The 23,301-nt window shown below is 64.5% G+C and carries 26 protein-coding genes; 17 read left to right on the forward strand and 9 right to left on the reverse strand.

Annotated features, from left to right (window positions below):
* The first annotated feature begins 10 nt into the window (after window positions 1-10).
* From B5J99_RS12660 to B5J99_RS12670, 3 genes are all read left to right on the forward strand, one after another.
* Window positions 11-1,504, forward strand: a complete 1,494-nt coding sequence (locus tag B5J99_RS12660) for a Ppx/GppA family phosphatase (protein WP_117352572.1) — start codon at window positions 11-13, stop codon at window positions 1,502-1,504.
* A gap of 71 nt (window positions 1,505-1,575) precedes the next feature.
* The gene (gene epsC / locus B5J99_RS12665; RefSeq protein ID WP_054133061.1) at window positions 1,576-2,304 is read left to right on the forward strand and encodes a serine O-acetyltransferase EpsC; all 729 of its coding nucleotides are present in this window, start codon (window positions 1,576-1,578) and stop codon (window positions 2,302-2,304) included.
* A gap of 27 nt (window positions 2,305-2,331) precedes the next feature.
* On the forward strand, window positions 2,332-2,682 hold the full coding sequence (locus tag B5J99_RS12670; protein ID WP_054133060.1) for a DUF2794 domain-containing protein: 351 nt from the start codon (window positions 2,332-2,334) through the stop codon (window positions 2,680-2,682).
* Window positions 2,683-2,696: 14 nt separating this feature from the next.
* On the opposite strand, the gene B5J99_RS12675 is transcribed toward B5J99_RS12670, so the two are convergent.
* Window positions 2,697-4,022: an MFS transporter gene (locus B5J99_RS12675; protein ID WP_117352573.1), complete on the reverse strand. Its 1,326-nt coding sequence runs from the start codon at window positions 4,020-4,022 to the stop codon at window positions 2,697-2,699.
* 161 nt (window positions 4,023-4,183) lie between these two features.
* Between B5J99_RS12675 and pgsA the strand changes: the two genes are divergently transcribed.
* A complete protein-coding gene (pgsA, locus tag B5J99_RS12680) occupies window positions 4,184-4,735 on the forward strand; it encodes a CDP-diacylglycerol--glycerol-3-phosphate 3-phosphatidyltransferase (RefSeq protein ID WP_054133058.1) in 552 nt (183 codons plus the stop codon).
* A gap of 149 nt (window positions 4,736-4,884) precedes the next feature.
* On the opposite strand, the gene B5J99_RS12685 is transcribed toward pgsA, so the two are convergent.
* A complete protein-coding gene (locus B5J99_RS12685; RefSeq protein ID WP_054133057.1) occupies window positions 4,885-5,805 on the reverse strand; it encodes a hydrogen peroxide-inducible genes activator in 921 nt (306 codons plus the stop codon).
* On the reverse strand, window positions 5,802-7,031 hold the full coding sequence (gene rnd, locus B5J99_RS12690; protein ID WP_054133236.1) for a ribonuclease D: 1,230 nt from the start codon (window positions 7,029-7,031) through the stop codon (window positions 5,802-5,804). The genes B5J99_RS12685 and rnd overlap by 4 nt, the downstream gene beginning before the upstream one ends.
* A gap of 151 nt (window positions 7,032-7,182) precedes the next feature.
* Between rnd and B5J99_RS12695 the strand changes: the two genes are divergently transcribed.
* The 7 genes from B5J99_RS12695 (at window position 7,183) to B5J99_RS12725 (ending at window position 13,618) form a co-directional block, all read left to right on the forward strand.
* On the forward strand, window positions 7,183-7,512 hold the full coding sequence (locus tag B5J99_RS12695; RefSeq protein ID WP_162892591.1) for a hypothetical protein: 330 nt from the start codon (window positions 7,183-7,185) through the stop codon (window positions 7,510-7,512).
* The gene (locus B5J99_RS12700) at window positions 7,512-9,020 is read left to right on the forward strand and encodes an FAD-binding oxidoreductase (protein ID WP_117352575.1); all 1,509 of its coding nucleotides are present in this window, start codon (window positions 7,512-7,514) and stop codon (window positions 9,018-9,020) included. The genes B5J99_RS12695 and B5J99_RS12700 overlap by 1 nt, the downstream gene beginning before the upstream one ends.
* Window positions 9,021-9,168: 148 nt before the next feature.
* A complete protein-coding gene (aspS, locus tag B5J99_RS12705) occupies window positions 9,169-10,947 on the forward strand; it encodes an aspartate--tRNA ligase (protein ID WP_117352576.1) in 1,779 nt (592 codons plus the stop codon).
* A gap of 61 nt (window positions 10,948-11,008) precedes the next feature.
* Window positions 11,009-11,359, forward strand: a complete 351-nt coding sequence (locus B5J99_RS12710) for a ribbon-helix-helix domain-containing protein (RefSeq protein ID WP_117352577.1) — start codon at window positions 11,009-11,011, stop codon at window positions 11,357-11,359.
* A gap of 15 nt (window positions 11,360-11,374) precedes the next feature.
* On the forward strand, window positions 11,375-11,755 hold the full coding sequence (locus tag B5J99_RS12715; RefSeq protein WP_054133052.1) for a type II toxin-antitoxin system VapC family toxin: 381 nt from the start codon (window positions 11,375-11,377) through the stop codon (window positions 11,753-11,755).
* Between the two features lie 112 nt (window positions 11,756-11,867).
* Complete coding sequence (locus B5J99_RS12720) at window positions 11,868-12,842, forward strand: hypothetical protein (RefSeq protein ID WP_162892592.1); 975 nt, start codon at window positions 11,868-11,870, stop codon at window positions 12,840-12,842.
* Complete coding sequence (locus B5J99_RS12725) at window positions 12,839-13,618, forward strand: polyphosphate kinase 2 family protein (protein ID WP_117352579.1); 780 nt, start codon at window positions 12,839-12,841, stop codon at window positions 13,616-13,618. Before B5J99_RS12720 ends, B5J99_RS12725 begins: the two co-directional genes overlap by 4 nt.
* Before the next feature lie 18 nt (window positions 13,619-13,636).
* Here the strand turns inward: B5J99_RS12725 and B5J99_RS12730 are convergent, their stop codons facing one another.
* Together B5J99_RS12730 and B5J99_RS12735 are read right to left on the reverse strand one after the other, a co-directional pair.
* Window positions 13,637-14,086, reverse strand: coding sequence for a hypothetical protein (locus B5J99_RS12730; RefSeq protein WP_117352580.1), 450 nt, complete (start codon window positions 14,084-14,086; stop codon window positions 13,637-13,639).
* 73 nt (window positions 14,087-14,159) lie between these two features.
* The gene (locus B5J99_RS12735) at window positions 14,160-14,579 is read right to left on the reverse strand and encodes a VOC family protein (protein ID WP_054133048.1); all 420 of its coding nucleotides are present in this window, start codon (window positions 14,577-14,579) and stop codon (window positions 14,160-14,162) included.
* A gap of 128 nt (window positions 14,580-14,707) precedes the next feature.
* On the opposite strand from B5J99_RS12735, the gene B5J99_RS12740 reads away from it, so the two are divergent.
* Window positions 14,708-15,457, forward strand: a complete 750-nt coding sequence (locus tag B5J99_RS12740) for an SIMPL domain-containing protein (protein WP_117352581.1) — start codon at window positions 14,708-14,710, stop codon at window positions 15,455-15,457.
* Between the two features lie 49 nt (window positions 15,458-15,506).
* Here B5J99_RS12740 and B5J99_RS12745 read toward each other — a convergent pair whose 3' ends face one another.
* Window positions 15,507-16,424 carry a tetratricopeptide repeat protein gene (locus B5J99_RS12745; protein ID WP_117352582.1) on the reverse strand — a complete coding sequence of 306 codons (918 nt, stop codon included), beginning with the start codon at window positions 16,422-16,424 and terminating at the stop codon, window positions 15,507-15,509.
* A gap of 48 nt (window positions 16,425-16,472) precedes the next feature.
* Entirely contained in the window at window positions 16,473-17,339 is an 867-nt protein-coding gene (locus B5J99_RS12750; RefSeq protein ID WP_117352583.1) for an ATP-grasp domain-containing protein, read from the reverse strand.
* Window positions 17,340-17,417: 78 nt separating this feature from the next.
* Here B5J99_RS12750 and B5J99_RS12755 point away from each other — a divergent pair, with 78 nt between their 5' ends.
* The gene (locus B5J99_RS12755; RefSeq protein WP_054133045.1) at window positions 17,418-17,840 is read left to right on the forward strand and encodes a DUF350 domain-containing protein; all 423 of its coding nucleotides are present in this window, start codon (window positions 17,418-17,420) and stop codon (window positions 17,838-17,840) included.
* A 79-nt stretch (window positions 17,841-17,919) separates the two neighbouring features.
* Here B5J99_RS12755 and B5J99_RS12760 read toward each other — a convergent pair whose 3' ends face one another.
* Window positions 17,920-18,765, reverse strand: a complete 846-nt coding sequence (locus tag B5J99_RS12760) for an outer membrane protein (RefSeq protein ID WP_054133044.1) — start codon at window positions 18,763-18,765, stop codon at window positions 17,920-17,922.
* Between the two features lie 314 nt (window positions 18,766-19,079).
* On the opposite strand from B5J99_RS12760, the gene B5J99_RS12765 reads away from it, so the two are divergent.
* Both B5J99_RS12765 and B5J99_RS12770 read left to right on the forward strand, forming a co-directional pair.
* Complete coding sequence (locus B5J99_RS12765) at window positions 19,080-19,916, forward strand: S1 family peptidase (protein WP_117352584.1); 837 nt, start codon at window positions 19,080-19,082, stop codon at window positions 19,914-19,916.
* 45 nt (window positions 19,917-19,961) lie between these two features.
* Window positions 19,962-20,282 (forward strand): DUF3297 family protein, encoded by a 321-nt coding sequence (locus tag B5J99_RS12770; protein WP_054133042.1) that lies wholly within the window; start codon window positions 19,962-19,964, stop codon window positions 20,280-20,282.
* A gap of 1 nt (window position 20,283) precedes the next feature.
* On the opposite strand, the gene B5J99_RS12775 is transcribed toward B5J99_RS12770, so the two are convergent.
* A complete protein-coding gene (locus B5J99_RS12775) occupies window positions 20,284-21,042 on the reverse strand; it encodes a CHAP domain-containing protein (RefSeq protein ID WP_117352585.1) in 759 nt (252 codons plus the stop codon).
* 131 nt (window positions 21,043-21,173) lie between these two features.
* On the opposite strand from B5J99_RS12775, the gene B5J99_RS12780 reads away from it, so the two are divergent.
* Window positions 21,174-21,833, forward strand: coding sequence for an aquaporin (locus tag B5J99_RS12780; protein WP_054133040.1), 660 nt, complete (start codon window positions 21,174-21,176; stop codon window positions 21,831-21,833).
* An 84-nt stretch (window positions 21,834-21,917) separates the two neighbouring features.
* The gene (gene rimO, locus B5J99_RS12785) at window positions 21,918-23,300 is read left to right on the forward strand and encodes a 30S ribosomal protein S12 methylthiotransferase RimO (protein ID WP_117352586.1); all 1,383 of its coding nucleotides are present in this window, start codon (window positions 21,918-21,920) and stop codon (window positions 23,298-23,300) included.
* The last annotated feature ends 1 nt before the right edge of the window (window position 23,301 follow it).

Here is a 23,301-nt window from a genome sequence, read left to right on the forward strand (position 1 = left end):
CCGGACCCTTATGGATTTTTTCATCCGCAAACAGAACCAGCCGGCGCATCTCTATCGCACGGCGATCATCGATATCGGTTCGAACTCGGTGCGTCTGGTCGTCTATTCGGGGCCGCGCCGCAACCCGGCGCTCATCTTCAACGAGAAGGTGATGGCGGGGCTGGGTCGGTCGCTGGCGGACACCGGCACGATCGATGCCGCCGCGATGAAGCGCGCGATCGAGGCGCTCGAGCGCTTCCGCATCGTCGCGCGCGAAATGGATGTCGACGAGACCGTATGCGTCGCGACCGCGGCGGTGCGCGATGCCAGCAACGGCGACGAGTTCACGCGAAAGGCGCGGGCATTGGGGCTGGATATCATCATCCTGTCGGGCGATGACGAGGCTCGGATCTCCGGGTTCGGCGTGCTCTCGGCGATCCCGCACGCCGACGGCATCGTGGGGGATCTGGGGGGCGGCAGCCTCGACCTTGCACGGGTCAGCAGCGGCACGGTGGTGGAAACCGCGACGCTGCCGCTGGGCGTGCTGCGCGCCGCGGCGGTGCGGCAGGGCGATGGCATGACGCTGGCCTCGGCCTTCCGCAAGATGGTCGCGCCCTATGCGTGGCTGCGCGAGCATCCGGGCAAGCCCTTCTATCTGGTGGGCGGGTCATGGCGTGCCTTTGCCCGGTTGGACATGCACCTTACCGCCTATCCGCTGCGGGTGCTCAACGAGTATCGGATCGATATCGCGCGGCCCGAAGCGGTGCTCACCGGGTTTCGTGCCATGGATCGCGACGCGGTGCGCCAGGCGACGGGCCTCGCGCCCTCGCGCATCGAGACATTGCCCGATGCGATCGCGCTGCTGCGGCTGATGCGCGATCATATCAGCCCCAGCGAGTTGATCGTGTCGTCCTATGGCCTGCGCGAAGGATTGCTCTACGCACGGATGGACGACGACGTGCGCCAGCGCGATCCGCTGCTGGTGGCGGCGGACCGCTACGGCCAGCTCCAGTCGCGCTTCGGCGAGGATTCGCAGCCGCTGTTCGACTGGATTTCGCGGATATTCCCCGAGGACCCGCCGCACTGGCAGCGCTGGCTCAAGGCGGCGTGTCATCTGTCTGATGTTGCGTGGCAGGCAAGCCCCGATTTCCGCGCCGAACGTGGGCTCGAGATCGCGCTGCACGGCAACTGGGTGGGGATCGATGTGGTCGGACGCTCAATGATCGGCCAGGCACTTTATACCAATTTTGGCGGAGGTCCGCGCCCGTTCCCGCTCGATTTCCACGTCGCCACACCCGAGATGCTGGAACGTGCGATCGGTTGGGGACTGGCGATGCGCCTGGCGCAGCGGCTGGGTGCGGGCACGCACGATGTCCTCAAGCGCAGCCATCTGCAGCGGGTTGGTGACGCGTTGCACCTTGTGCTCGATCCCGCGGACCGGGCGTTGTACGGCGAGGTCGTCGAGCGGCGGCTACGGCGCCTGGCGCAGTTCATGGGCCGTCGGGCAGGACTTAGCCTGAGTTGATTGGGCCGGGGTCTGGTAAATTGACCCACCATCCTCTATTTAGGCAGCTACCACAGGCGAAGGAACGGCGCATGTTCAGCGCATTGAGCGAATATCTGGATTCCATCCGCGCGCGCGATCCCGCCCCCCGATCCCGGTGGGAGATTCTGCTGTACCCCGGCGTGCTGGCGCTGGGCCTGCACCGGGTCGCGCACTGGCTGTTCACCGGCGAGCTCTATTTCCTCGCGCGGCTGGTCAACCACATCTCGCGCTTTCTCACCGCGATCGATATCCATCCCGGCGCGCAGATCGGTCGCTTCCTGTTTGTCGACCACGGCTTTGTCGTGATCGGCGAGACCGCGGTGATCGGCGACAATGTGACCATCTATCAGGGCGCGACGCTGGGCGGGCGCAACCCCACCGATGGCGTGGGCGGCAAGCGCCACCCGACCATCGAGGATGACGTGATCGTCAGCCTGGGCGCGGCGATCCTTGGCCCGCTCACCGTCGGCAAGGGTGCGCGCATCGGTGCGAACGCCGTCGTCACGCGTGATGTCGCCCCCGGGTCGGTAATGGTCGGCATTCCGGCGCGCCCCACGCCTGTCGATGCGGCGGAAAAGCAGCGCGGCTTCGTGCAGTACGGCACGCCGTGCAGCCAGACCTTCGACCCGTCCACGCAGAAGCTGGAATTGCTGCAGTGCGAGATCCTGCAGATGCAGGAGCGGATCCGCCAGCTGATGGAAGAACGCGACGAGGCCCGCAAGGCCGTCCGCGGCGCCGAGCTCAAGGGGCCCGATCGCGATAGCGGGACCGCAGCCTGACATGAGCCGTAACACCGAGGTCGCGGCTTGAACCCGGGCGGCAACGTCTCCCTGTTTCCGCTGACCGGCGGAACGGCTAACCAGACCGGCTTTGACCGGCAGGAACTCAACCGCATTCTCGATCTGTACGGACGCATGGTCGCGGCCGGCATGTGGCGCGATTACGCGATCGAGCTGGGCCGCGATGCGGCGATCTTCTCATGCTTTCGCAGGGCCACCGAGCGGCCTGAATTCCGCATCGAAAAGCGTCCTGCGCTGCGCCGCAAGCAGGGCATGTGGGCGCTGGTCGGCGAAGGTGGTGCGGTGCTCAAGCGCGGGCACGAGCTGTCGGGCGTGCTTGCCCCGCTCGAGCGCAAGCTGGTGCGCGTCGTCGAATAGCGCGCGCCTCGCGCTCAACCGTCCAGTTCGTGGTCGCCATGCGGCTCGAGGCTCGCCTTGTGCAGCAGATGCCCCAGCCAGGCCGCGACCACGCACATCGCCGCGCTGAGCAGCAGCTGATAAATCACCTGCAACCCGGCCAGGCTGAGCCCGATGGCGATCAGCGAGCCGATCACCATCGCGCCCGAATTGACGATGTTGTTGGCCGCGATGGTGCGTGCAGCCTCGCTCTTGTGCACGGTGGTGGTCAGGAACGCGTACAGCGGGACGACGAACATGCCGCCTGCCACAGCGATCCCCAGGAGCGAGAGCAGCAGCGGAATGGCCATGGAGTGCCGGATGAACTCGCCCACGGTGAACAGCGATCCGGCGGTGTCGGGCACCCACTGGCGGCAGACGAAGAAGAAGGCGACCACGAACAGCCCCATCACGATCACCGACACGGGCGAATAGCGCGCCGAGACGGTGCCCTTGAGCAGCGCGTTGATCGCAACCGATCCGATCGCCACACCGATCGAGAACACCACCAGGAACAGGCTGGCGACCTCCTTGCTCGCGGTCAGCACGTTCTTGGCCAGCGGCGGGAACTGGATGAACAGCACCGCGCCGATGGTCCAGAAAAAGCTGATCGCGACAATGGCCAGGAACACCCGGCGCACCTTCATCGTCGCCTTGATCAGCGAGATCGAGGCCCGGATGAAGTTGTAGTCGAGCTTGGTGCGTTCGATCATGGCCGGGGCAGGGGGCACCTGCCGCCCGGTCATGTAGCCGATCATCGCGGTTATCACGACCGCGATGCCGGCGACCTCCACCGGGATCCAGCCCGCCAGGATGGTGCCCAGCAGGATGGCGATATAGGTTCCCGCTTCCACCAGCCCGGTGCCGCCCAGAACCTCGTCATCGTTGAGATGCTGCGGCAGGATGGCGTATTTGATCGGGCCGAAAAAGGTCGAGTGGATCCCCATCGCGAAAAGCGCCAGCATCATCAGCGGGATGGCGATGCTGTGCACGGCCATGCCGGCCCAGGCCATGTACAGCCCCGTGCCGCCGACCAGCATGATGATGATTTCGCAGAATTTGACGATGCGGATGATGGCGGCCTTGTCCCGCGTATCGGCCAGCTGCCCGGCGAGCGCCGAGAGCAGGAAGAACGGCAGGATGAACACCGCCGTCGCAATCGCGCTGAACCAGGTTTCGGCGGTTTCGTCGTTGTACACGCTGTAGACGACGAACAGCACCATCGCGTTCTTGTACAGATTGTCGTTGAATGCCCCGAGCAGCTGGGTCACGAACAGGGGGAGAAAGCGCCTCTTGTTCAAAAGCGCACCAGCGGATGCCATGCCGTCAATTCCTCTGCGATTAACCCGCCGACCTTGCGCTGCGCTCCATCCCGATGCGGGTGGCCGGGCAGCGGCAGGTCGTGGCCGGGGTATCGGGATGGATGCCGGGCCGGTCAAGCCATTTCCATCCTGCGCAAATGCCGTTAAGAGGCTCGCACCCTATGCTGACACTGCCCAACATATTGACCCTCTCGCGCATCGTGACCGTGCCTCTGCTGGCCGCCCTGTTGTGGTGGCCTGAATGGGCGACCGGCTATCTGCTGGGCTTTGTCGTCTATTGCCTGATGGGCATCACCGATTATTTCGACGGTTATCTGGCACGTGCCCAGGGGGCGGTGTCGCGGCTGGGCATTTTCCTCGATCCGATTGCCGACAAGATCATGGTGGCGGCGGTCATCCTGATCCTGTGCGCCAACAACGATATCGACGGGCTGCACGTCATCGCCGCGCTGATCATCCTGCTGCGCGAGATCACCGTATCGGGCCTGCGCGAGTTTCTGGCGGGGCTTCAGGTCTCGATGCCGGTGTCGCAGCTGGCCAAATGGAAGACCACGCTGCAGCTGCTCGCGCTGGGCACCCTGATCTTTGCCGGCGGCTTTCCCGAGCATCTGTGGATGCAGCAGCTGGGAATCGCCGCATTGTGGACCGCCGCGATCCTGACATTGGTCACCGGCTGGGATTATCTGCGGGTCGGCCTGAAGCACATGGATTAGCCCAAATTCTCCCCTACCGCTTGCGGGAGGGGTGGCTGAGCCAAAGGCGAAGCCGGGGTGGGCCTGAAAAGCGTGCTCGTGTCTGGCCCACCCCGGTTCAGCGAGCTGAACCTGCCCCCTCCCGCAAGCGGTAGGGGAGAAAATGGTGCCTACCCCGCGCACTTCCCTTCGGCATGGCCACGGCGCAGGATGTCCGCCAGCATCCGGAACTCCTCGGCGCGGGGGCTGTTGCGGCGCCAGATGATCGCAATGTCGCGCGAGGCGTGATCCGCCAGCAACGGCCGCGCCACGATATCGGTGTTGTTCAATATCCCCGCATCGATCGCGATCTGCGGCAGCAATGTGAGGCCCAGCTTGTTGTCGACCATCTGCACCAGCGTGTGCAGCGATGTGCCGAACATCATCGCACTGGCGCGCAGTTCGGGGCGGTTGCACGCGGCAAGCGCGTGGTCCTTCAGGCAGTGGCCATCCTCGAGCAGCAGCAGCCGCGATTCGTCGATGAGCTCGGGGCGCACGAATTCGGGCGGGTCGCGCGGGTCATCCTTGGGGAAGGCTACGTAGAGCGGATCGACGAACAGGGTTTCGTGCTCGACATCGCCCGCCGGAAAGGGGAGCGCAAGCAGAACGCAATCGACCTGGCCGTGATGAAGAGACTCGACCGCGGCGCTGCTGACTTCCTCGCGCAGGAACAGCTTGAGCTCGGGCTGCTCGCGGCGCAGGCCGGGAAGCAGCCGGGGCAGCAGGAACGGGGCAATAGTGGGGATGACGCTCATCCGCAGATCGCCCGACAGCGGCTTGCCCGATGAGCGCACGAGGTCGGAGAGCTCTTCCGCCTCGCGCAGGATACGGTGCGCCTTGGCCACGACCTTGTTGCCCAGCGGCGTGAATCGCACCACCCGCCGGGTCCGTTCGACCAGCACCACGCCCAGCAGCGTTTCCAGCTCGCGCAGCCCCGCCGACAGCGTCGACTGCGTCACGTAACAGGCATCTGCCGCCTTGCCGAAATGACCATGCTCTTCCAGCGCGACGAGATATTGCAGCTGTTTGAGAGTGGGCAGATATGACGTCATGGCTGCTCCGCAAGCGCAGCGGCGACAGCGGCATCGGCATCCGGCTCGGCTTCTGCCGCAAGTTCGGTGCGCGTCATCTTGATCCGGCCATCGGCGATGGCAAACGCCATCCGACCCTCGACCAGCGCCAGCGCATCGCGGCCGAACTGTTCGAACCGCCAGCCTTCCAGGATCGGCAGGTTCTTGCGCACACCCGCCGCCAGCGCTTCCAGATCGTCGCTGCGCGCGAGCAGCCGCGCGGCGACATCGATCTCGCGCGATCGGATCTTGAGCAGCAGCTTGAGCAGGTCAGCGACGAGCGCGCCTTCCTTTCCCAGTGCAGGGCCACGCGGGCTCTTGGGCGGCATTTCCGCCGGGCTGAGCGGACGCGCGGCGATCAGCGCATCCATCATCCGCGCGCCAATATCGTTTTCGCGCCATGCCGCGGACAGGCCGCGCACCTTGCCCAGATCGGACTGGTGCGAGGGCGGATGCGCCGCGATGTCGGCAAGCGTCTCGTCCTTCATGATGCGCCCGCGCGGCAGGTTCTTGTCCTGGGCCTCAGTCTCGCGCCACCAGGCGAGCGCGCGCATGCGGCCGAGGATCTGCGCGCTGCGGCCCGGCGGACGGATGCGCTGCCATAAAGTGTCGGGATCGGGCTTGTACTGGCGCGGATCGCCCAGCTTTTCCATCTCGATATCCAGCCACGCACCGCGCCCGGTGCGGCGCAATTTGTCGAGCATCTTGGGGAAGATCTTGGCCAGATGGGTGACATCTCCAATGGCATAATCAATCTGGCGGGCCTCCAGCGGCCTGCGGGACCAGTCGGTGAAGCGCGCACCCTTGTCGACCGTCAGTCCCAGCCAGCTTTCGACAAGGTTGGCATAGCCTATCTGCTCGGCCTGGCCGAGCGCCATTGCGGCAACCTGGGTGTCGAACAGCGGGGTGGGTGTCTTGCCGGTCAGGTTGAAGATGATCTCGATGTCCTGGGGTCCTGCATGGAAGACCTTGAGGACCTCGGGATTCTCGGTGAGCAGGTCTAGCAGCGGGCTCAGATCGATTCCCGGTGCCTTGGGATCGATGGCCGCAGCCTCTTCCAGATTGCCGATCTGTACCAGGCACAGCTCGGGCCAATAGGTGTTCTCGCGCATGAACTCGGTATCAACCGCGACAAAGTCGGATTGGGCCAGACGCGTGCATAGCCGCGCGAGGGAATCGGTGTCGGTAATCAGTGGGTGAATCTGCATGTTGAACCTATACAGCGTGCGAAGAATGTCGCAAACTGCGAGCGGGTCCATAATGAATCAGCGCAAGGATAGTTGTCCCTGACGCCGATCGGAACAAACATCCATCCATCCATCATGTAATGCGTGCCTCGTTGGGCGCGGGGGACAAGTCATGTGGGTCTATCATGTGGTCATAATTATTCTCATTTTGACGCTAATTGGGCAGATGCTGGCTGCAGGTGGCGATGCCTTTCTGGTTCTTGATAATTCAAGGCCGGTGGGAGGTGATCGCGAAGTGTTGACAATACTGGCCTGGGGGCTCGCGACCCGCGCCGGGCGCAGCGCCTGCATCAGCGATCCGGCCGGGCGCGGGATTAACGACATGCGCTTCTCGATGAACTTCGGCCAGATCCTGCTTTCGGTGGTGACCTTGGGCATCGTCCGCCGGGTGAACATCGATTACCGCATGTTTGCCGGCAACAGCCCGGTGGAGGAGGCCTGATGCCCGCGCCGCACCGCCATGGCGCGCTGCGCTGGACCAATTATCACGGCACCGAATCCGCCGACCTTGCCGATCTGGTCGAACTCACCAACAGCACCGCCGAATCCGGGCGCGACGCCTTGCGCGAGGTGGCGCGCGATGTGCTGGCACTGCTGCAGCAGGCGCGTGCAGCCGGCATCCATGTCCGCCCGCTCGGATCGGGCTGGTCGCCTTCGCCGATCTGCATTGTCGATGGCGGCTGGCTGGTCGAGACTCGCCGGATCAACCGTTGTTTTCGCCTGGACAGCGACGATGTCGCGTCGGGCGTGGATGCATCGCGGCTGATGCTGGTGCAGGCCGGTGCCACGGTCGACGAAGTCAACGACAGCGCCGAGGAAATGGGTCTGTCGCTGGTCACCGGCGGCGCCAGCAACGGCCAGACGCTGGCGGGTGCGGCGGCCACCGGCACGCATGGCAGCGTGCTGAGCGCAGGTGGTATCCAGGACCATATCCGCGCGCTGCAGGTGGTCACGCCCTCGGGCATATTCTGGGTGGAGCCGCAGCAACCGCTGATGACTCCGGGCTTCGTCGCCCACGCCGGCAGCACCATCCTGCGCGACGATGATGTGTTTGCCGCGTGCCTCGTCGCGGTCGGCGCGATGGGCTTCGTCACCGCGATGGTGATCGCATGCGAGCCTATCTACATGGTGCGCAACATCCAGAAGCGCGCCCGGCTGACGCGTGAACACGTCACCCGGCTCGCCGACGGCGATTTTCGCGTGTTTTCGCGCGAGCTGGGGCTGGATGAGGACCCGTATTTTGCACAGGTGATTCTCAATCCGTTTGACCCCTTCGACAAGGACGCGTTGCTGCGACTGCTCTACCGCCGCGCCTACGACCCTGCGATTCCGCCACCGCCACGGCCGCTGGCAGGGGCAGGCTATGATGCGCTGACGCTGATCGGCAAGGCGATGGCGGGGTTCGATCTGTTCCGCGCCGATGTCCTGCAGCTGGCGATGCGCGCAGGCTATGCCGTCCAGCGCGATGTCGACGATCCCGAAGCGGTGGCGACCTGGGGTAACACCACCGAGCCGCACAACCCGATCGCCAATCTGTTCAACGGCTCGGTGACCATGGCGCGCGCAGATCTCGAACGGGCATTCGATCCGCTGATCGAGGCGTTTCTGAGCGGGGGTGGGGGCACCGTGGTGACGCTGCGTTTCATGAAGCGCGCGGCGGGCCTGCTCGCGCCCGCACGTTTCGACGACAATGTCGTCATCGATTTCGACGGGCCCCGCAGCGATGTCAGCCATCGCAGCTATCGCGCGGTCGTCGCCAGGCTCGATGCGCTGGGCATCCGCTTCACGCGGCACTGGGGTAAGACGAATGACCTGGATGCGGCGCGGGTGGCGCATGATTATGGCGTGGATTACCACCGGTTCAGGGCCGCGCAACGCCGGATGATGCCCGATCCCGGCGATCTTGCCGTGTTCGGCAGCGATTGCCTGACGCATCTGGGGCTGATCTGAAACGGGGCAGCGCGCGGCAAAGGGGTGTGGGGCGGGCGCACAAAGCTTGACAAAATGGCGGTGGCGCGGTGTTAGCCGCACCATCGGCCTGCCTTGCACCGTGCAGGGCCCTGGCACCTCTTGTCTCGATCAGGATTGACGGTTTTCCATGCACGCATATCGCACCCACAGTTGCACCGCGCTTCGCGCATCCGATGTTGGCCAGCAGGTCCGCCTTTCGGGCTGGGTCCATCGCAAGCGCGACCATGGCAATCTGCTCTTCATCGACCTGCGCGACCATTACGGCCTGACCCAGATCGTCACCGATTCCGACAGCCCCGCGTTCGCCGCGCTTGAGCGGCTGCGCGTGGAGAGCGTCGTCACGGTGACCGGTACGGTTGTCGCGCGCTCGGCCGAGACGGTGAACGCGGGCCTGCCGACCGGCGAGATCGAGGTGCGCGCAGGCGAGGTGATCGTCCAGTCGGCTGCCGAAGAGCTGCCGATGCCGGTCGCGGGTGAGCAGGAATATCCCGAGGATATTCGCCTGCGCTATCGCTTCCTCGATCTGCGCCGCGAACGCCTGCACCGCAACATCATGCTGCGCTCGCAGGTCATCGCCAGCTTGCGCAAGCGGATGGTCGACCAGGGCTTTACCGAATTCCAGACCCCGATTCTCACCGCGTCTTCGCCCGAAGGCGCGCGCGATTATCTGGTTCCCAGCCGCGTCCACCCAGGCAAGTTCTACGCGCTGCCCCAGGCACCGCAGATGTTCAAGCAGCTGCTGATGGTCGCGGGCTTCGACCGCTATTTCCAGATTGCGCCGTGCTTCCGTGATGAGGACGCGCGTGCCGACCGCAGCCCGGGCGAATTCTACCAGCTCGACCTCGAGATGAGCTTCGTGACGCAGGACGATGTGTTCGCGGCGCTGGAGCCCGTGCTCGGAGGCGTGTTCCGCGAGTTCGCCAACGGCAAGGCCGTCACCGAAGGCGCATTCCCGCGCATCCCCTATCGCGAATCCATGCTCAAATACGGATCGGACAAGCCCGACTTGCGCAACCCGCTGGTGATCAGCGACGTGACCGACCACTTCAAGGGATCGGGCTTTGGCCTGTTCGACAAGATCGTGGGCTCGGGCGGCAAGGTGCGCGCAATCCCCGCTCCCGGCGCCGGCGCGATGAGCCGCAAGTTCTTCGACGACATGAATGACTGGGCCCGCGGCGAAGGCCATGCGGGTCTCGGCTACATCAACATCCGCGACGGTGTCCCCGGCGGCCCGATCGCCAAGAACCATGGCGAGGAAGGCACCGCCAAGCTGATCGCAGAGCTCGGCCTCGGCCCCAATGATGGCGTGTTCTTCGCGGCGGGCAAGGAGCTTCAGGCGGCGAAGCTCGCAGGCGCGGCGCGCACGCGGGTGGGGGAGCAGCTGAACCTGATTGAGCAGGGCGTGTTCAAGTTCTGCTGGATCGTCGACTTCCCGATGTTCGAATATGACGAGGACGCCAAGAAGATCGACTTCAGCCACAACCCGTTCTCGATGCCGCAGGGCGAGATGGAAGCGCTGGAGACGATGGACCCGCTCGATATACTCGCCTGGCAGTACGACATCGTCTGCAACGGCGTCGAACTGTCTTCGGGCGCGATCCGGAACCACCGTCCCGACATCATGTACAAGGCGTTCGAGATCGCCGGCTACAGCAAGGAAGATGTCGAGAAGAACTTCTCGGGAATGATCAACGCGTTCAAGTTCGGCGCGCCGCCGCATGGTGGCTCGGCACCGGGTGTCGATCGCATGGTGATGCTGCTCGCCGACGAGCCCAACATCCGTGAGGTCGTGCTGTTCCCGATGAACCAGAAGGCCGAGGACCTGATGATGGGCGCACCGTCGCCGGTCAGCCTCAAGCAGTTGCGCGAGCTCAACATCCGGGTGGCAGAGACGCCCAAGGGCTGATGACATTCTGTCCCACGGGCGCAGGTTGAGAAAACTGTGAAACTGTGATACTGCGCTGGTCATGAAGAATGTGACCATCGCTCTGGATGACGAGACCCATCGGCTGGCGCGAATCCGCGCCGCCGAACTGGGCACGTCGCTGTCGGCCATGGTCAAGGCGTATCTGCAGGGCGTCGCTTCGGGCAATGCTCCTGCCGGGGCGCCGCCAGCCGGAGTGCGTGAAATGCCGCAGACCTTCGTTGCCGCGCCCTCGCTGCCCCCGGTGAGCGAATTCGTGCCGCTGAAAAAGCCCCGTCAGCCGGGCGCGCTGCGGGGGCAGATCCGGATGACGGATGATTTCTGTGAAACCCCGCAATGGCTGATCGATGCCATGGAGGGCAAGGACGACGACGAGTTCTGGCCTGCCGACTAGACAAGGCTTGCGACGATGCGTCTGATGCTCGACACCCATATTCTGCTGTGGTGGCTGCAGGACAATCCCAGACTGGGTGCACCCGCGCGCGCGTTAATCGCCGATTCGGCCAACCAGGTGCTCGTCAGCCTGGCAACGCCGTGGGAGATCTCGGTCAAGCACCGGGTCGGCAAGATGGATGACAGCGGTGCTGCCATCATGGAGGCGCTGCTCGATCAGGGCATCGCGATGGTTGATCTGAAACCTGCGCATCTCCGCGTGCTCAAAGCCATGCCATTGCATCATCGCGACCCATTCGATCATCTGATCATCGCTCAGGCCCTTGCCGAGCGTGCGGTTGTCATCACCGACGATGCGAAATTTCCGGACTATGGCGTCCGCTGCATCCCTGCCTGACACAGAAGGCGGTGATGAAGCGCACAGCATTGGGCCATGACTTGGCCCAGAAACATGTTACATTTCAGCGGAATCGATGCACGAGTGGGAATGGCGAGCGATGGGGGGTGTCGTGAAACGGGGTAAGCATTCACGCGGGGTCACGGCGCGGGCATTGGCTGCAGCAATGGCGCTGGCGAGCGGATTTGCAGCCGTGCCCGCCTCGGCCGAAACGCTCACGGTGGAAGGGCTGTACCCTGCGCGCTCGCCCGCGGCGGCCGGGGTCGGATCGCTGGTGGTGGAACGCTTCGGTGGCAGGGACGGGCGTGAACTGTCGTTTGCGCTGGAAGGCATGCTGGCCGAGCTCGCGATCTACGGCCAACCCTATTTCCGCGTGGTGGCCGAGCGATCGAGTGCGCCTGCCGATGCTATCCTGTCGGGAATCGCCAATGCCGCGGTGCAGAACCAGCCGGTAGAGGAGGACCGAAAGGTCTGCGTCGAGCGCGACGACAACGACAAATGCGTGCGCGAGGAAAACCAGAAGATCCGCTGCCAGCGCCGCATCGTCACATTCAACCCGTCGCTGCGCATGGCGCGGGTCGATGATGGCGCAATCGTCTATCAGCGTCAGTTGCAGGAGCGCGACCAGATCGTCTGGTGCCCCGATCGTGCTGCGGCGCGCAGCGTCGAGGACACCGTATCGGCGCTTATCGGCAACGCCGTGGCCGAGGTCCGGCTGGACATCGCGCCGGTTTATCGCAGCGATGTCATCCGCGTGCTCGAGGTGCGCAAGGGGCTCGACAAGGACCAGTCCAGCCGCTTCCGCGATGCGCTCAAGGCCACCGCGCGCAACCCCCAGGGTGCATGCGATATCTGGCAGGCGCTGGATGGCGAAGTGCCGGGCCAAAGCTCGGTCGTGTTCAACCTGGCGCTGTGCGCCGAGCAGCGCGGAGATCTGGATGAAGCGCTGGTGCGCTACCGTCAGGCGCAGACATTGCTGCCGCGCGAGCGCGCGATTGTCGCCGCCTTCGACCGGATCGGCGCGCGCCGTGCCGCCGAAGCCGATTACGCCACGCGCGAAGACAGACTTTCAGGGAGCCGTCCATGAGCATCCAGCTTTCCGATTACGAAAAGGGCGCATCGTACGACGGTGATTATGCCGAAGTGCTCAAAGGGCTGCAGGAGCGGCTGTCGCACGCACACGCCCGGCACATCGTCCACGGCCGCCGCGCGATCATCGTTCTGGAAGGTTGGGATGCGGCGGGCAAGGGCGGCATCATCAAGCGGATGACCGCCGAATGGGATCCGCGTTACTTCCAGGTCTGGCCGATCAGCGCACCGACACCCTATGAGCGTGACAGACACTTCCTGTGGCGATTCTGGCAGAAGCTGCCCGGCAGCCGCGAGGTGTGCGTGTTCGACCGGTCCTGGTACGGCCGTGTGCTGGTCGAACGGGTCGAGGGCTTCTGCAGCGAGCGCGACTGGAAGCGCGGCTATGACGAGATCAACGAGTTCGAGGCGCAGCAGGTCGATGGCGGCACCACGGTCATCAAGATGTTTCTGCATGTCACCCAGGCGACCCAGGACAAACGGCTCGCCGACCGCCTGTCGGTTCCCGAAAAGCGCTGGAAGGTGACGCAGGAAGACTTTCGCAACCGCGCCAAGCGCGATGAGTATCTCGCGGCAATCCACGCCATGTTCAAGCAGACTGACACGCGCTGGGCACCCTGGGCGGTGTTCGACGGAAACAACAAGAAAGCCGCGCGCATCGCCGCTTTGACCTATCTGGCCGACCGGCTGGATGCCAGCGTGCCGAAGGACCTGCCAGACGCCGATCCTGTGTTGGTCGCCATGGCGAGGGACGCGTTCGGCTATAAGGGCTGAGCGCCCGCGGTATGCGGGTCAGCCGCCTGTCTTCGGTTTGCGGAACGGGACGAACTGGTTGAGCGTGCAACTGGCCAGCGGGATTCCGACCTGAACATCGGCCACTTGGATGATGTCGCCCGAGCACATCTGCGCGCTGGGCGAAACCGATATCAGCACATTGTCCCGCGCGCGCGGACAGCCAAGATACGGCGTGTTGACATAAACGACCGCGCCGTCGTCGTACATCAGCACATCATCGCTGGCAGCCGCCGAGCGGCGGAGCCGCATGCGCGGAACGCAGCTGACCGGCTTGCCTGCGACGCGATCTTTGAGATAATTTCGCGCGATCTTCTGGCCACGCTCATCCAGCCCGGCGATAGCAGCGAGCGTGTTCTCGCGCAGTTCGTCCTGGCGGCTGTCAGCAGCGAGCAGCGGCGCCGAGCCGATGATAGCCGCCAGAGCGAGTGCAACTGGAAGTGTACGCACGTCCGTTATCCTTTCATTCGCCCCCTGACTCCGGGCGTCAGTTTACACTCGATCCAGCATCGTTGCCAGACCGTTACCACGCACCGGTGTTGGGCATCGAGGCCCAGGGTTCGGCAGGCGGCAGATGCCCTTCCTGCAGCAGTTCGACCGAAATGCCGTCGGGGCTGCGAACGAAGGCCATATGGCCATCGCGCGGAGGGCGGTTAATCGTCACACCTGCGTCCATCAGCCGCTGGCAGGTTTCGTAGATGTTCTCGACGCGATAGGCCAGATGCCCGAAATTGCGCCCGCCGGTGTACACCTCCGGGTCCCAGTTATGGGTCAGCTCGACCTCGGCCACGCCTTCCTGCCCGGGCGCCGCGAGAAAGATCAGCGTGAACCGGCCCTGCTCGCTGTCGAACCGCTTGGTTTCTTTCAGGCCGATCAGCTCGAAAAACCGGACGGTGGCCTCCGGATCAGTGACTCGGATCATGGTGTGCAGATATTTCGTCATTATACTCTACTCAATTCATCGCAGTTAAGACACGGTTCATCGCAGCAACGCTAATCGATGGGTCGTGCCGTGAGGTGGGTTACCTGCCGAATATAGGCGGTGCGTGTGGCATTGAAAGGACAATGGGAATGGTTGAGGGCGGGGAATCGGACGGCGCGGGCAAACGCGGCTGGGTGGCGAACACCGTGCTGCTGGCAGGGGCCGGAATCCTGGCGTTGGGAATGGTCGCAGGCGGCTATCTGCTGGGCGATGGACTGCTCCGCGCCAAGCAGGCCGATCGCTCGGTCACGGTGCGCGGGCTTGCCGAGAAGGATGTGACCGCAGATCTTGCCACCTGGACCATCGCCTATTCGGCGCAGGCGGACAATCTGGCTGCAGCGCAGGACGATATCGATGCCGACACCAAGGCGCTGCGCGGCTTCTTCACCGATCTGGGCTTTGATGGCGATGCGCTGCAACCGACCGGCGCGAACGTCTCGCAGTTCCAGAACAACTACGGCACCACCACCTACACCATCCGCCAGCGCCTTTCGCTGCGGACCAACGACATCAAGAAGGCACAGGCGGCGGTCAAGCGGCAGTTCGACCTGATCAAGCGTGGCGTGGTGCTCGAGGAAGGCTCAGGCATGGCCTACAGCTTCACCAAGCTCAACGACATCAAGCCCAAGATGGTGGCCGAAGCGACCAAGGATGCGCGGGCCTCTGCCGAACAGTTCGCTCAGGACAGCGGCACCGGCGTGGGCGGGATCAAGAGCGCGACCCAGGGCTATTTCTCGGTCGAATCGCGCGATGGCGACACCGGCGGCGGCTGGGGCGTGAGCGATACGCCCTACAAGAAGGTCCGCGTGGTCACCACGGTGGACTTCTACCTGGATTGATTGGGGCAATCTCTCCCCTCCCGCTTGCGGGAGGGGAGGTGACTGGTCCTTACTGCGCCTTGGCTGGCTCGGCGCCCTTGGCCCCAGTTTCCGCGTCGTCGAGTTGGGTCAGATGGTTGCGCGCGGTCTTGGCGATCGGGCCGTCGGGGCGGATATCGATCGCCTGCGTCCAGTTGCGCCGGGCGATGTCGTATTTGCCCGCGCTCGCAGCGATGTTGCCCGCCTCCAGCGCCACTTCGGGATCGCGCGGGGCGAGGCGCGCGGCGATGTCGATATCGGCCTGCGCACGGTCGAGCTTGCCCTGTCTGCGCGCCAGCGTCGCCGACAGCAACCAGGCGAGCGGATCTTCGGGCACCAGCCGGTGCGCCTCGGCAAAAGCGGCTTCGGCTTCCTCGGCCTTGCCTGCCACCACCAGGGCGCGGGCGCGGTCGAGATGCAGTTCGCCGAGCAAAAGCCCCTCGCTTACCCCTCGCGCCATCGCTGCATCGAAATAAGTAAGCGCGAGCGCTGCGTCACCCGAGGCGAGCGCGGCGTTGCCCGCCTGGGTCCACAGGTTCGCAGCGCGGTTGTCGCGCGCGCGCTCCGCATCGCGTGCGGCGGCGACGAACGCGTCGGCAGCGGCCCCCCAGCGCCCGTCCTTGGCATAGGCAAAGCCCAGGCAGTGCCGCGCGAAATAGCCGCCCCCGCCGATCAGCCATTCATTCGCCGCGACGATTCCGCTCGCCGGATCGTCGGTGGCCATGTCCATGCACGCCTCGAACCGGGCCTCGTCGTTGAGCGGCGCCACGAACGCCGGAGCTGCGGGTCCCGCAGGCTGCGCGGGCGCCTCGCCGGATTGTCCTGCCACGACGGGCTGCGCCGGCTGCTCGGGCTGTGCCGGTTGCCCGCCTGGCGGGACGACGCCTTCGCCGGATGCGGTTTGCGCGGCTGCAAGCAGCATCAGTGCAGAAATGAGGGGCAGGGTCATGGAGCCGTATCCTGTTGGAGGTCGGAGCCGCGCATGGCGGTGCGGACCTTAACCGTGGCTGGCCGGGGCGGCGCAGGCCGCCGCGATCGCTGCGGCAAAGGCCTCGCCGCCATCGGCGGTCCGATCGAGCGACAGCCAGGGTTCAATGAGCTCGATTTCCATCAGCACATAGCCTCCATGCCCATCGCCGACCATGTCGACGCGGGCGTAGAGCACATCGCCATCGACCGCCGCGATGGTCTGCGCGGCCAAGGTTTGAGCCGCCGCCGGGGGATCGATCGCGGTTGAAATCCCGCCGAACTGCCCCTGTACGCGAAAATCGCCGTTGGCGGGGCGCTTGACGATGGCATGCGCAAGGGTTCCCGCCAGGTAGAACAGCGACAGCTCGCCATCGCTGGTGATGCACGGCATCATTGGCTGCACCAGCATCGTGCGGCCCAGCGCCTCTGCAGGACAGGGCGCGCCGTCGCGCAGCAGCCAGGTATGGTCAGATCCTGCCGACACCGGCGGCTTGATGACGATCTCGCCGATCGCGAAATGGCTGCGCGCCTCGGCCAGCGCGGCTTCGTCCAGCGCCTCATGGAACCGGGTCGGAACGATGGCGACGCCCTTGCGAGCGAGTTCGAGCAGATAGCGCTTGTCGGTATTCCAGCGCAGTATCTCGAGCGGATTCAGAAAGCGTGTGCCGTGCCAGCTGTCGAGCTGCGCATGCCAGCGTGGCAGATCGCGATGATAGCCCCACGCCATCAGCGGGAGTACCAGATCATGCGCCAGCGGCCGCGTATCGGTCCATGCGCGCCATTCGACGGACTTGCCGTGGCGCGCCAGCAACGGCTCTATCTGCCGTGCCTGATCACGCCAGTCGTCATACCGGCTGAGGTCGGCATCATCGGGGATCAGGATGCAGATGGACATGGAGGCACTCGGTCAGTTTGGCAGGGGCAAGGCGTTGAGGCTTGATCGCCCGGCGGTTTCGGGTCAACAGTTCGCGCCATGACCGATCCTGCCCCCGTAATCCAGAGCCTGTTTGCCGGGCTGCCCATCTTCATGCTGCATCTGGGATCGGCGACGCTGGCCTGGGCCGCGGCGCTGGCGCTGTATGTCTGGATCACCCCGCATCGCGAATTCGCACTGATCCGCGAAGGCAATATGGCGGCGGCCGTGTCCTTTGGCGGCGCGGCGATCGGCCTCGCGCTGCCGCTGGCGTTCTGCCTGGCTGCCTCGGTGAACGTCTGGGACGTGCTGATCTGGGGCAGCGTCACGCTGATCCTCCAGCTCATCGCCTTTCGCGCGGTCGATCTGCTGATCGGAAACCTGTCGAAACGGATCGAGGAGAACGAAGTGGCTGCGGCGACCTTTCTGGCGATGACCAAGATCGCATTGGCCTGCCTCAACGCAGCAGCGGTCGCCGGATAAAAAAATGGCGGAGCGCCGTTGGGCGCCCCGCCAGGTTTCGGATCATCGCAAATTCACATCCGCGAGGATCGTCCGCTGATTAGAAACGGAATGCGGTGGTGACGCGGACCGAGTGGAAATCGAAGTTCGGATCGCTGCGTCGCATGTCGGTCTGGCCCGACACCAGCAGGAACGGGTTGGTCGCAGGCGCGGTGCCCGGACCGACGTTCACGACGTAATCGTCGTTGGTGTAGGTGTTGTAGAGATATTCCAGACCAATGCTCATGTTTGGAGCGATCTTGGCTTCGACGCCGCCACCGGCCTGCCAGCCCCATGCCCAATCCTTGCCGTTGCGCGGCGTGAAGGAGTTGGCGCCGTTCGAGGTCTGGAAGCTGTTTTCGATGCGACCATAGCTCGCGCCGCCGGTTGCATAGAACAGGATGCCGCCGCCGGGGGTGTAGCCTGCGCGGGCACGGGCAGACACGGCGTAATCGAGTTCACGCGTGAAGGTGTAGTTGGCAGGGGTGCTGCTGAATGCGGTGGTGAAATCCTTGGCTTCCGAACGGCTGCCTTCGACCAGTGCGCCGAGCACGAAGTTGCCAAAACGCTTGTCGGCGCCGATGCGAACGCCATACTCGATGCCGTTCTGGTCCTGACGGCAGCCGCCAGCCGCGTTGTTGGCCTGAGCCGCGCCCTTGCAGAAGCCAGGTGCGAATGCGTTGGCGCCCGAGGTGGTAAACACTCCGTCACCGAAATCTCCATCGACGTTGGTGTCGAACACCACGCCCTCACGGCGATCGCTCGACTGCGCCGAATAACCGAAATGGCCGCCGACATAGACGCCGTCGAAATCGGTATCTTCCTTGACGGTCTGGGCGAAGGCAGGGGTTGCCAGCATCGCAATGGCGATGGCAGAAACTGCGGAAAACTTGATGGGGGTAGTCATATGTTCGCGTCCTTGCGTTTTTAATTCAGACGCTTGCCAAACCAACGGATGTGATCCCGGTTCCAAGTAATTTGATAATGTGGATAACGCGTTGCCGATTTGTCACAGTCTAATTTTGTCACAAGTGATGACATGAATGGCTGATTAATAACACCGTTATCATCTGTTCATTTAGGTCATCATCGAAGACATGAGAATCTCTGGACATGACTTTGAGCCAGCAAGCGTCGCGTCGCACTTGATTCCGGTGGCCCAACCACTAGCCTTGGGAGTATGCGCGATGCCGCCATTGGTTCCCACAATCCGGAGTGTTCATGAGCAGCAAGCGCACCAGCAATCGCCGCGGCTGCCTGCCCTGGGTGTTGGGGGGCGTGCTGCTGTGGATCTGGTTCAGCGGTGATGATCCGCAGTGGCAGGACGGCGAGCTGGTGGTCGAGCAATTTGATCCGCGCAACCCGCGCCGCCCAATGCCAGAGATCGGCGAGAGTTTCGTCATTGCCGATCCCGGCCCGCAGCAGGACAGCCAAGGCACGGCCTTTGCGGTGGATGGCGACGGGACCTGGCTGACCGCGCAGCATGTCACGCACGGGTGCGACCGGTTGGGGATGGTCTCCGATGGAGCGATCGATCCGCTGGTCGATGTCCTCGAAAGCGCCGAGGCCGATGTCTCGGTGATACGCCAGGGTCCGCAGGCGCGCTTCGCTCTGGCGCTGACCGAGGATCTGCCCGAAGAGGGTGCGCTGGGCTATCATATGGGATTTCCGGCAGGCGAACCTTCGGTCGTTGTGTCGCGCTATATCGGCCAGACCTTTGCGCAACGCGGTGGCCCTGGCGGAGTTGCCGAACCGATCCTCGCCTGGGCCGAAGGCGACCGCTTGCCTCCGACCGATGGTGCGCTGGGCGGGATCAGCGGCGGGCCGACCTTTGACGAACAGGGTAGGGTGGTCGGGGTCAACGCCGCATCCACGCCGCGCCGTGGCCGGGTGCTCACCACCGATCCTGTGGCGATCGGGCGGCTGGTGCAGGCGAGCGCCGCGGTGGACGACCGGGGCCAGATCACCAATCTTTCGACCCCCGCCAGCGCCGCATCGCTGTTCCGCGTCCTCCTCGACCAGGGGATCATCCGGCAGGTCTATTGCGATGTGCGCTAGGGCTGGCTATGGGCGCGCAAAGCCCATGATGACTGGACACACGCGATGACCGAGACGCCCGAAACCGCCGAACAGACCACCCCCGCAGCAGCGGCCAGCGGCGATGTGCCGCCCGATCGTCTGGCGATCAGCCCACGCAGCCCGCATTTCGACGGCGATCTGCTCGCGCGCGGCATCGGCATCCGCTTCAAGGGCGTCGAGAAGAACAATGTCGAGGAATACTCGATCTCCGAAGGCTGGATTCGCGTCCAGGCCGGCAAGACCATGGACCGCAAGGGACAGCCGCTGACGCTCAAACTGAGCGGCCCGGTGGAAGCCTGGTACAAGGATCTGGGCGACGACGCTCCGGTCGCCAAGGCAGGCTGAGCTAGCCGCCAATCCTGCCGATCAGGTCGCCGATCGGATCGGCCTGCGGAGCGGGAAGCGGCGGCGGTGACATGCGCACGGTCTCGCGCCGAGCCTTGTCCTGCTGCTTGAGATAGCGCGCATAGTCTCGGCGCTGCTTTTCGATCTGCTTGAGCTTCTTGCGCGCTTCCTTTTCGGCGAGCCGCTCGGCCTTGCGTTGCGCCTTGCGCTCGTCGCGCGAAAGTTCGCGGGTTGCTTCAACGTTCGAGGCGATCTGCACCGGCGGCGTCTGCAGCTGCCGGGGCGCGCGGCCCTGCGGATAGATGAACCCATGCACCGGATATCGCGTCGTGCCCAGCCCGCCGATCGGCGTGTACCACACCCTCACTTCGCTCCAGTCGTTCGCGGCAGACACGTCCTCGGCCAGAACGTCGCGTTCGATCTGGCCCTTGCGGCCGTTGATCGGCGACCAGTTGGCGTGATCGAGCAACACGCGGCGCGAATCGATGACCTTGCTCACCGCCGCGACATGGCCCAGCTGCATCGCGCGATGCGGCTTGAACGCCATCACCGCGCCGGGCGCGGGGCGCTGTCCCTTGGCATAGCGACCGTCGGCCTGCTGCCACCAGCTGTGCGCGTCGCCATAGATCTGGATTCCGCTCACCTGCCGCGCATAGGGCACGCATTGCAGCAGCGGCTCCTGCGCCTCCGATTGCGGGGAGGCGATGGTCAGGGCAGCAGCACAGGCCAGAACGGGCAAGAATCCGGGGCGCAGGAACATCGTGCCAAGTCTGGGGCAGAAAGGTTCAGAAAAAGTTTAGCATGATCTTCGCAGCGCTTCGCGCTTGCAGCCGAGGGGCAATCGCTCCAGCGTTGCCCCAATCGCGGGGCGACGATTCGAGGGGAGTGACCATGGGGCGACAGGGGCGCAGGCTCATTGCAGAAGGGCTCGGGTCCGGGCTGTTGTTTGCTTGTGTCGTCGGATCCGGGATCATGGCCGAGGCGCTGTCCGGGGGCAATGTCGCCATCGCGCTGCTCGGCAACACGCTGGCCACCGGCGCGATTCTGTATGTGCTGATCACCATTTTCGGCCCGGTTTCAGGCGCGCACTTCAACCCGGCGGTGACATTGGTGATGCGGCTGCGCGGAGAGATCGGCACGCGCGAGGCGCTGGCGTTCGTCGTCATGCAGTTGACCGGCGGGATCATCGGCATCTTCGTGACCCATCTGATGTTCGACCTGCCGATCCTGCAGATGTCTCTCAAAACGCGCGCCGGGATCGGCAACTGGACCGGCGAGTTCGTCGCGACCTTCGGCCTGTTGCTGACGATCCTGGGGAGTGTGCGATACCGGCCGGACAACGTGCCAGCCGCTGTCGCGCTGTATATCGTGGCAGGCTATTGGTTCACCAGCTCGACCAGCTTTGCCAACCCCGCGATTGCGGTGGCACGGTCGCTGTCGAACAGCTTTGCAGGCATTGCCCCTGCCGATGTGCCGATGTTCGTCGTCATGCAGTTTGCCGGCGCAATCGCGGCATGGGCGGTCGGGCGCGTGCTGTTCGTCGAGGACTGAAACCGCAGCTGTGCGGGTACCGGCGGCGGTGCTGCACTTCTCCGATGACAAATCGCCGCCAAACGCCTATCTGCCGCAGCCATCATGACCACCCCCATCACTATTCCCGCCCCGCCGAAAGTCGGCATGGTCTCGCTTGGCTGCCCCAAGGCGCTGGTCGATTCCGAACGCATCCTAACCAAGCTGCGCGCCGAGGGCTATCAGATGTCCGCCGATTACGCGGGCGCCGATGTCGTGCTGGTCAACACCTGCGGCTTTCTCGACAGCGCCAAGGAGGAGAGCCTTGAGGCAATCGGCGAGGCGATGGCCGAGAACGGCCGCGTCATCGTCACCGGCTGCATGGGCAACGAGGCCGATGTCATCCGCGCGCGCTTCCCCGATGTGCTCGCGGTCACCGGCGCGCATCAGTATGAGGATGTCGTCCAGGCCGTCCACGATGCCGCTCCGCCTGCGCGCGGCGCTTTCATTGATCTGGTCCCGGAAGGCGGCATCAAGCTGACACCGCGCCACTATAGCTATCTGAAGATTTCCGAAGGCTGCAACCACCGCTGCTCGTTCTGCATTATCCCGTCCTTGCGCGGCGACCTCGTCAGCCGCCGAATTGATGCGGTGCTGCGCGAGGCGGAAAAGCTGGTCGCGGCAGGAACCCGCGAGCTGCTGGTGATCAGCCAGGATACCTCGGCCTATGGCGTCGATACCCGGCACGAACCGCGCGACTGGAAGGGGCGTCCGGTGCGTGCGCACATGACCGATCTTGCGCGCGAGCTCGGCGGCCTGCGGACCCCGGAGGGCAAGGCGCCCTGGGTGAGGCTGCATTATGTCTACCCGTACCCGCATGTCGACCATGTCATCCCGCTGATGGCCGAAGGTCTGCTCACCCCCTATCTTGATATCCCGTTCCAGCACGCAGCCCCTGCGGTGCTCAAGCGGATGAAGCGCCCGGCGAACGAGGCCAAGGTGCTCGACCGGATCAAGGCGTGGCGCACCATCGCGCCCGATATCACCATCCGCTCGTCGTTCGTTGTCGGCTTTCCCGGCGAGACCGAGGCAGACTTCCAGTATCTGCTCGACTGGCTGGACGAAGCGCAACTCGACCGCGTCGGCGGCTTCCGCTTCGAGCCGGTGGAGGGCGCTGCCGCCAATGACCTGTCCGATCCGGTGCCCGAAGAGGTCAAGGAAGAGCGTTACCAGCGGCTGATGGAAAAGACCGCCGCGATCAGTGCCGCAAAGCTTGCCGCTAAGGTCGGCCGCACGCTGCCCGTGATCATCGACGAAGTCGGCGAGCCTGACGAGGAAGACGGCTCGGTCGGGGCCACTGGGCGTTCGCAGGCCGATGCGCCCGAGATCGACGGCCATGTCTATCTGCGCGACGTGCCAGAGGGCCTTGCGCCCGGGTCTTTCGTCGATGTGCTGGTCGAGGATGCCGACGAGCACGACCTCTACGGGGTGATCGCACCAGGCGCCTGAG

The organism is Blastomonas fulva (assembly GCF_003431825.1).
Classification (GTDB): Bacteria; Pseudomonadota; Alphaproteobacteria; order Sphingomonadales; family Sphingomonadaceae; genus Blastomonas; species Blastomonas fulva.

Excerpts from the sequence above, each read along its gene's own strand:
- pgsA (WP_054133058.1), top strand. The coding sequence starts at position 4,184 with ATGCTGACACTGCCCAACATATTGACCCTCTCGCGCATCGTGACCGTG.
- B5J99_RS12710 (WP_117352577.1), top strand. The coding sequence starts at position 11,009 with ATGAAGAATGTGACCATCGCTCTGGATGACGAGACCCATCGGCTGGCG.
- B5J99_RS12745 (WP_117352582.1), bottom strand. The coding sequence starts at position 16,424 with ATGACCCTGCCCCTCATTTCTGCACTGATGCTGCTTGCAGCCGCGCAA.
- B5J99_RS12770 (WP_054133042.1), top strand. The coding sequence starts at position 19,962 with ATGACCGAGACGCCCGAAACCGCCGAACAGACCACCCCCGCAGCAGCG.
- B5J99_RS12750 (WP_117352583.1), bottom strand. The coding sequence starts at position 17,339 with ATGTCCATCTGCATCCTGATCCCCGATGATGCCGACCTCAGCCGGTAT.
- B5J99_RS12695 (WP_162892591.1), top strand. The coding sequence starts at position 7,183 with ATGTGGGTCTATCATGTGGTCATAATTATTCTCATTTTGACGCTAATT.
- rimO (WP_117352586.1), top strand. The coding sequence starts at position 21,918 with ATGACCACCCCCATCACTATTCCCGCCCCGCCGAAAGTCGGCATGGTC.
- B5J99_RS12660 (WP_117352572.1), top strand. The coding sequence starts at position 11 with ATGGATTTTTTCATCCGCAAACAGAACCAGCCGGCGCATCTCTATCGC.
- B5J99_RS12735 (WP_054133048.1), bottom strand. The coding sequence starts at position 14,579 with ATGACGAAATATCTGCACACCATGATCCGAGTCACTGATCCGGAGGCC.
- B5J99_RS12725 (WP_117352579.1), top strand. The coding sequence starts at position 12,839 with ATGAGCATCCAGCTTTCCGATTACGAAAAGGGCGCATCGTACGACGGT.
- B5J99_RS12775 (WP_117352585.1), bottom strand. The coding sequence starts at position 21,042 with ATGTTCCTGCGCCCCGGATTCTTGCCCGTTCTGGCCTGTGCTGCTGCC.
- B5J99_RS12740 (WP_117352581.1), top strand. The coding sequence starts at position 14,708 with ATGGTTGAGGGCGGGGAATCGGACGGCGCGGGCAAACGCGGCTGGGTG.
- B5J99_RS12675 (WP_117352573.1), bottom strand. The coding sequence starts at position 4,022 with ATGGCATCCGCTGGTGCGCTTTTGAACAAGAGGCGCTTTCTCCCCCTG.
- B5J99_RS12685 (WP_054133057.1), bottom strand. The coding sequence starts at position 5,805 with ATGACGTCATATCTGCCCACTCTCAAACAGCTGCAATATCTCGTCGCG.
- B5J99_RS12715 (WP_054133052.1), top strand. The coding sequence starts at position 11,375 with ATGCGTCTGATGCTCGACACCCATATTCTGCTGTGGTGGCTGCAGGAC.
- aspS (WP_117352576.1), top strand. The coding sequence starts at position 9,169 with ATGCACGCATATCGCACCCACAGTTGCACCGCGCTTCGCGCATCCGAT.
- B5J99_RS12755 (WP_054133045.1), top strand. The coding sequence starts at position 17,418 with ATGACCGATCCTGCCCCCGTAATCCAGAGCCTGTTTGCCGGGCTGCCC.
- B5J99_RS12765 (WP_117352584.1), top strand. The coding sequence starts at position 19,080 with ATGAGCAGCAAGCGCACCAGCAATCGCCGCGGCTGCCTGCCCTGGGTG.
- B5J99_RS12780 (WP_054133040.1), top strand. The coding sequence starts at position 21,174 with ATGGGGCGACAGGGGCGCAGGCTCATTGCAGAAGGGCTCGGGTCCGGG.
- epsC (WP_054133061.1), top strand. The coding sequence starts at position 1,576 with ATGTTCAGCGCATTGAGCGAATATCTGGATTCCATCCGCGCGCGCGAT.
- B5J99_RS12700 (WP_117352575.1), top strand. The coding sequence starts at position 7,512 with ATGCCCGCGCCGCACCGCCATGGCGCGCTGCGCTGGACCAATTATCAC.
- B5J99_RS12760 (WP_054133044.1), bottom strand. The coding sequence starts at position 18,765 with ATGACTACCCCCATCAAGTTTTCCGCAGTTTCTGCCATCGCCATTGCG.
- rnd (WP_054133236.1), bottom strand. The coding sequence starts at position 7,031 with ATGCAGATTCACCCACTGATTACCGACACCGATTCCCTCGCGCGGCTA.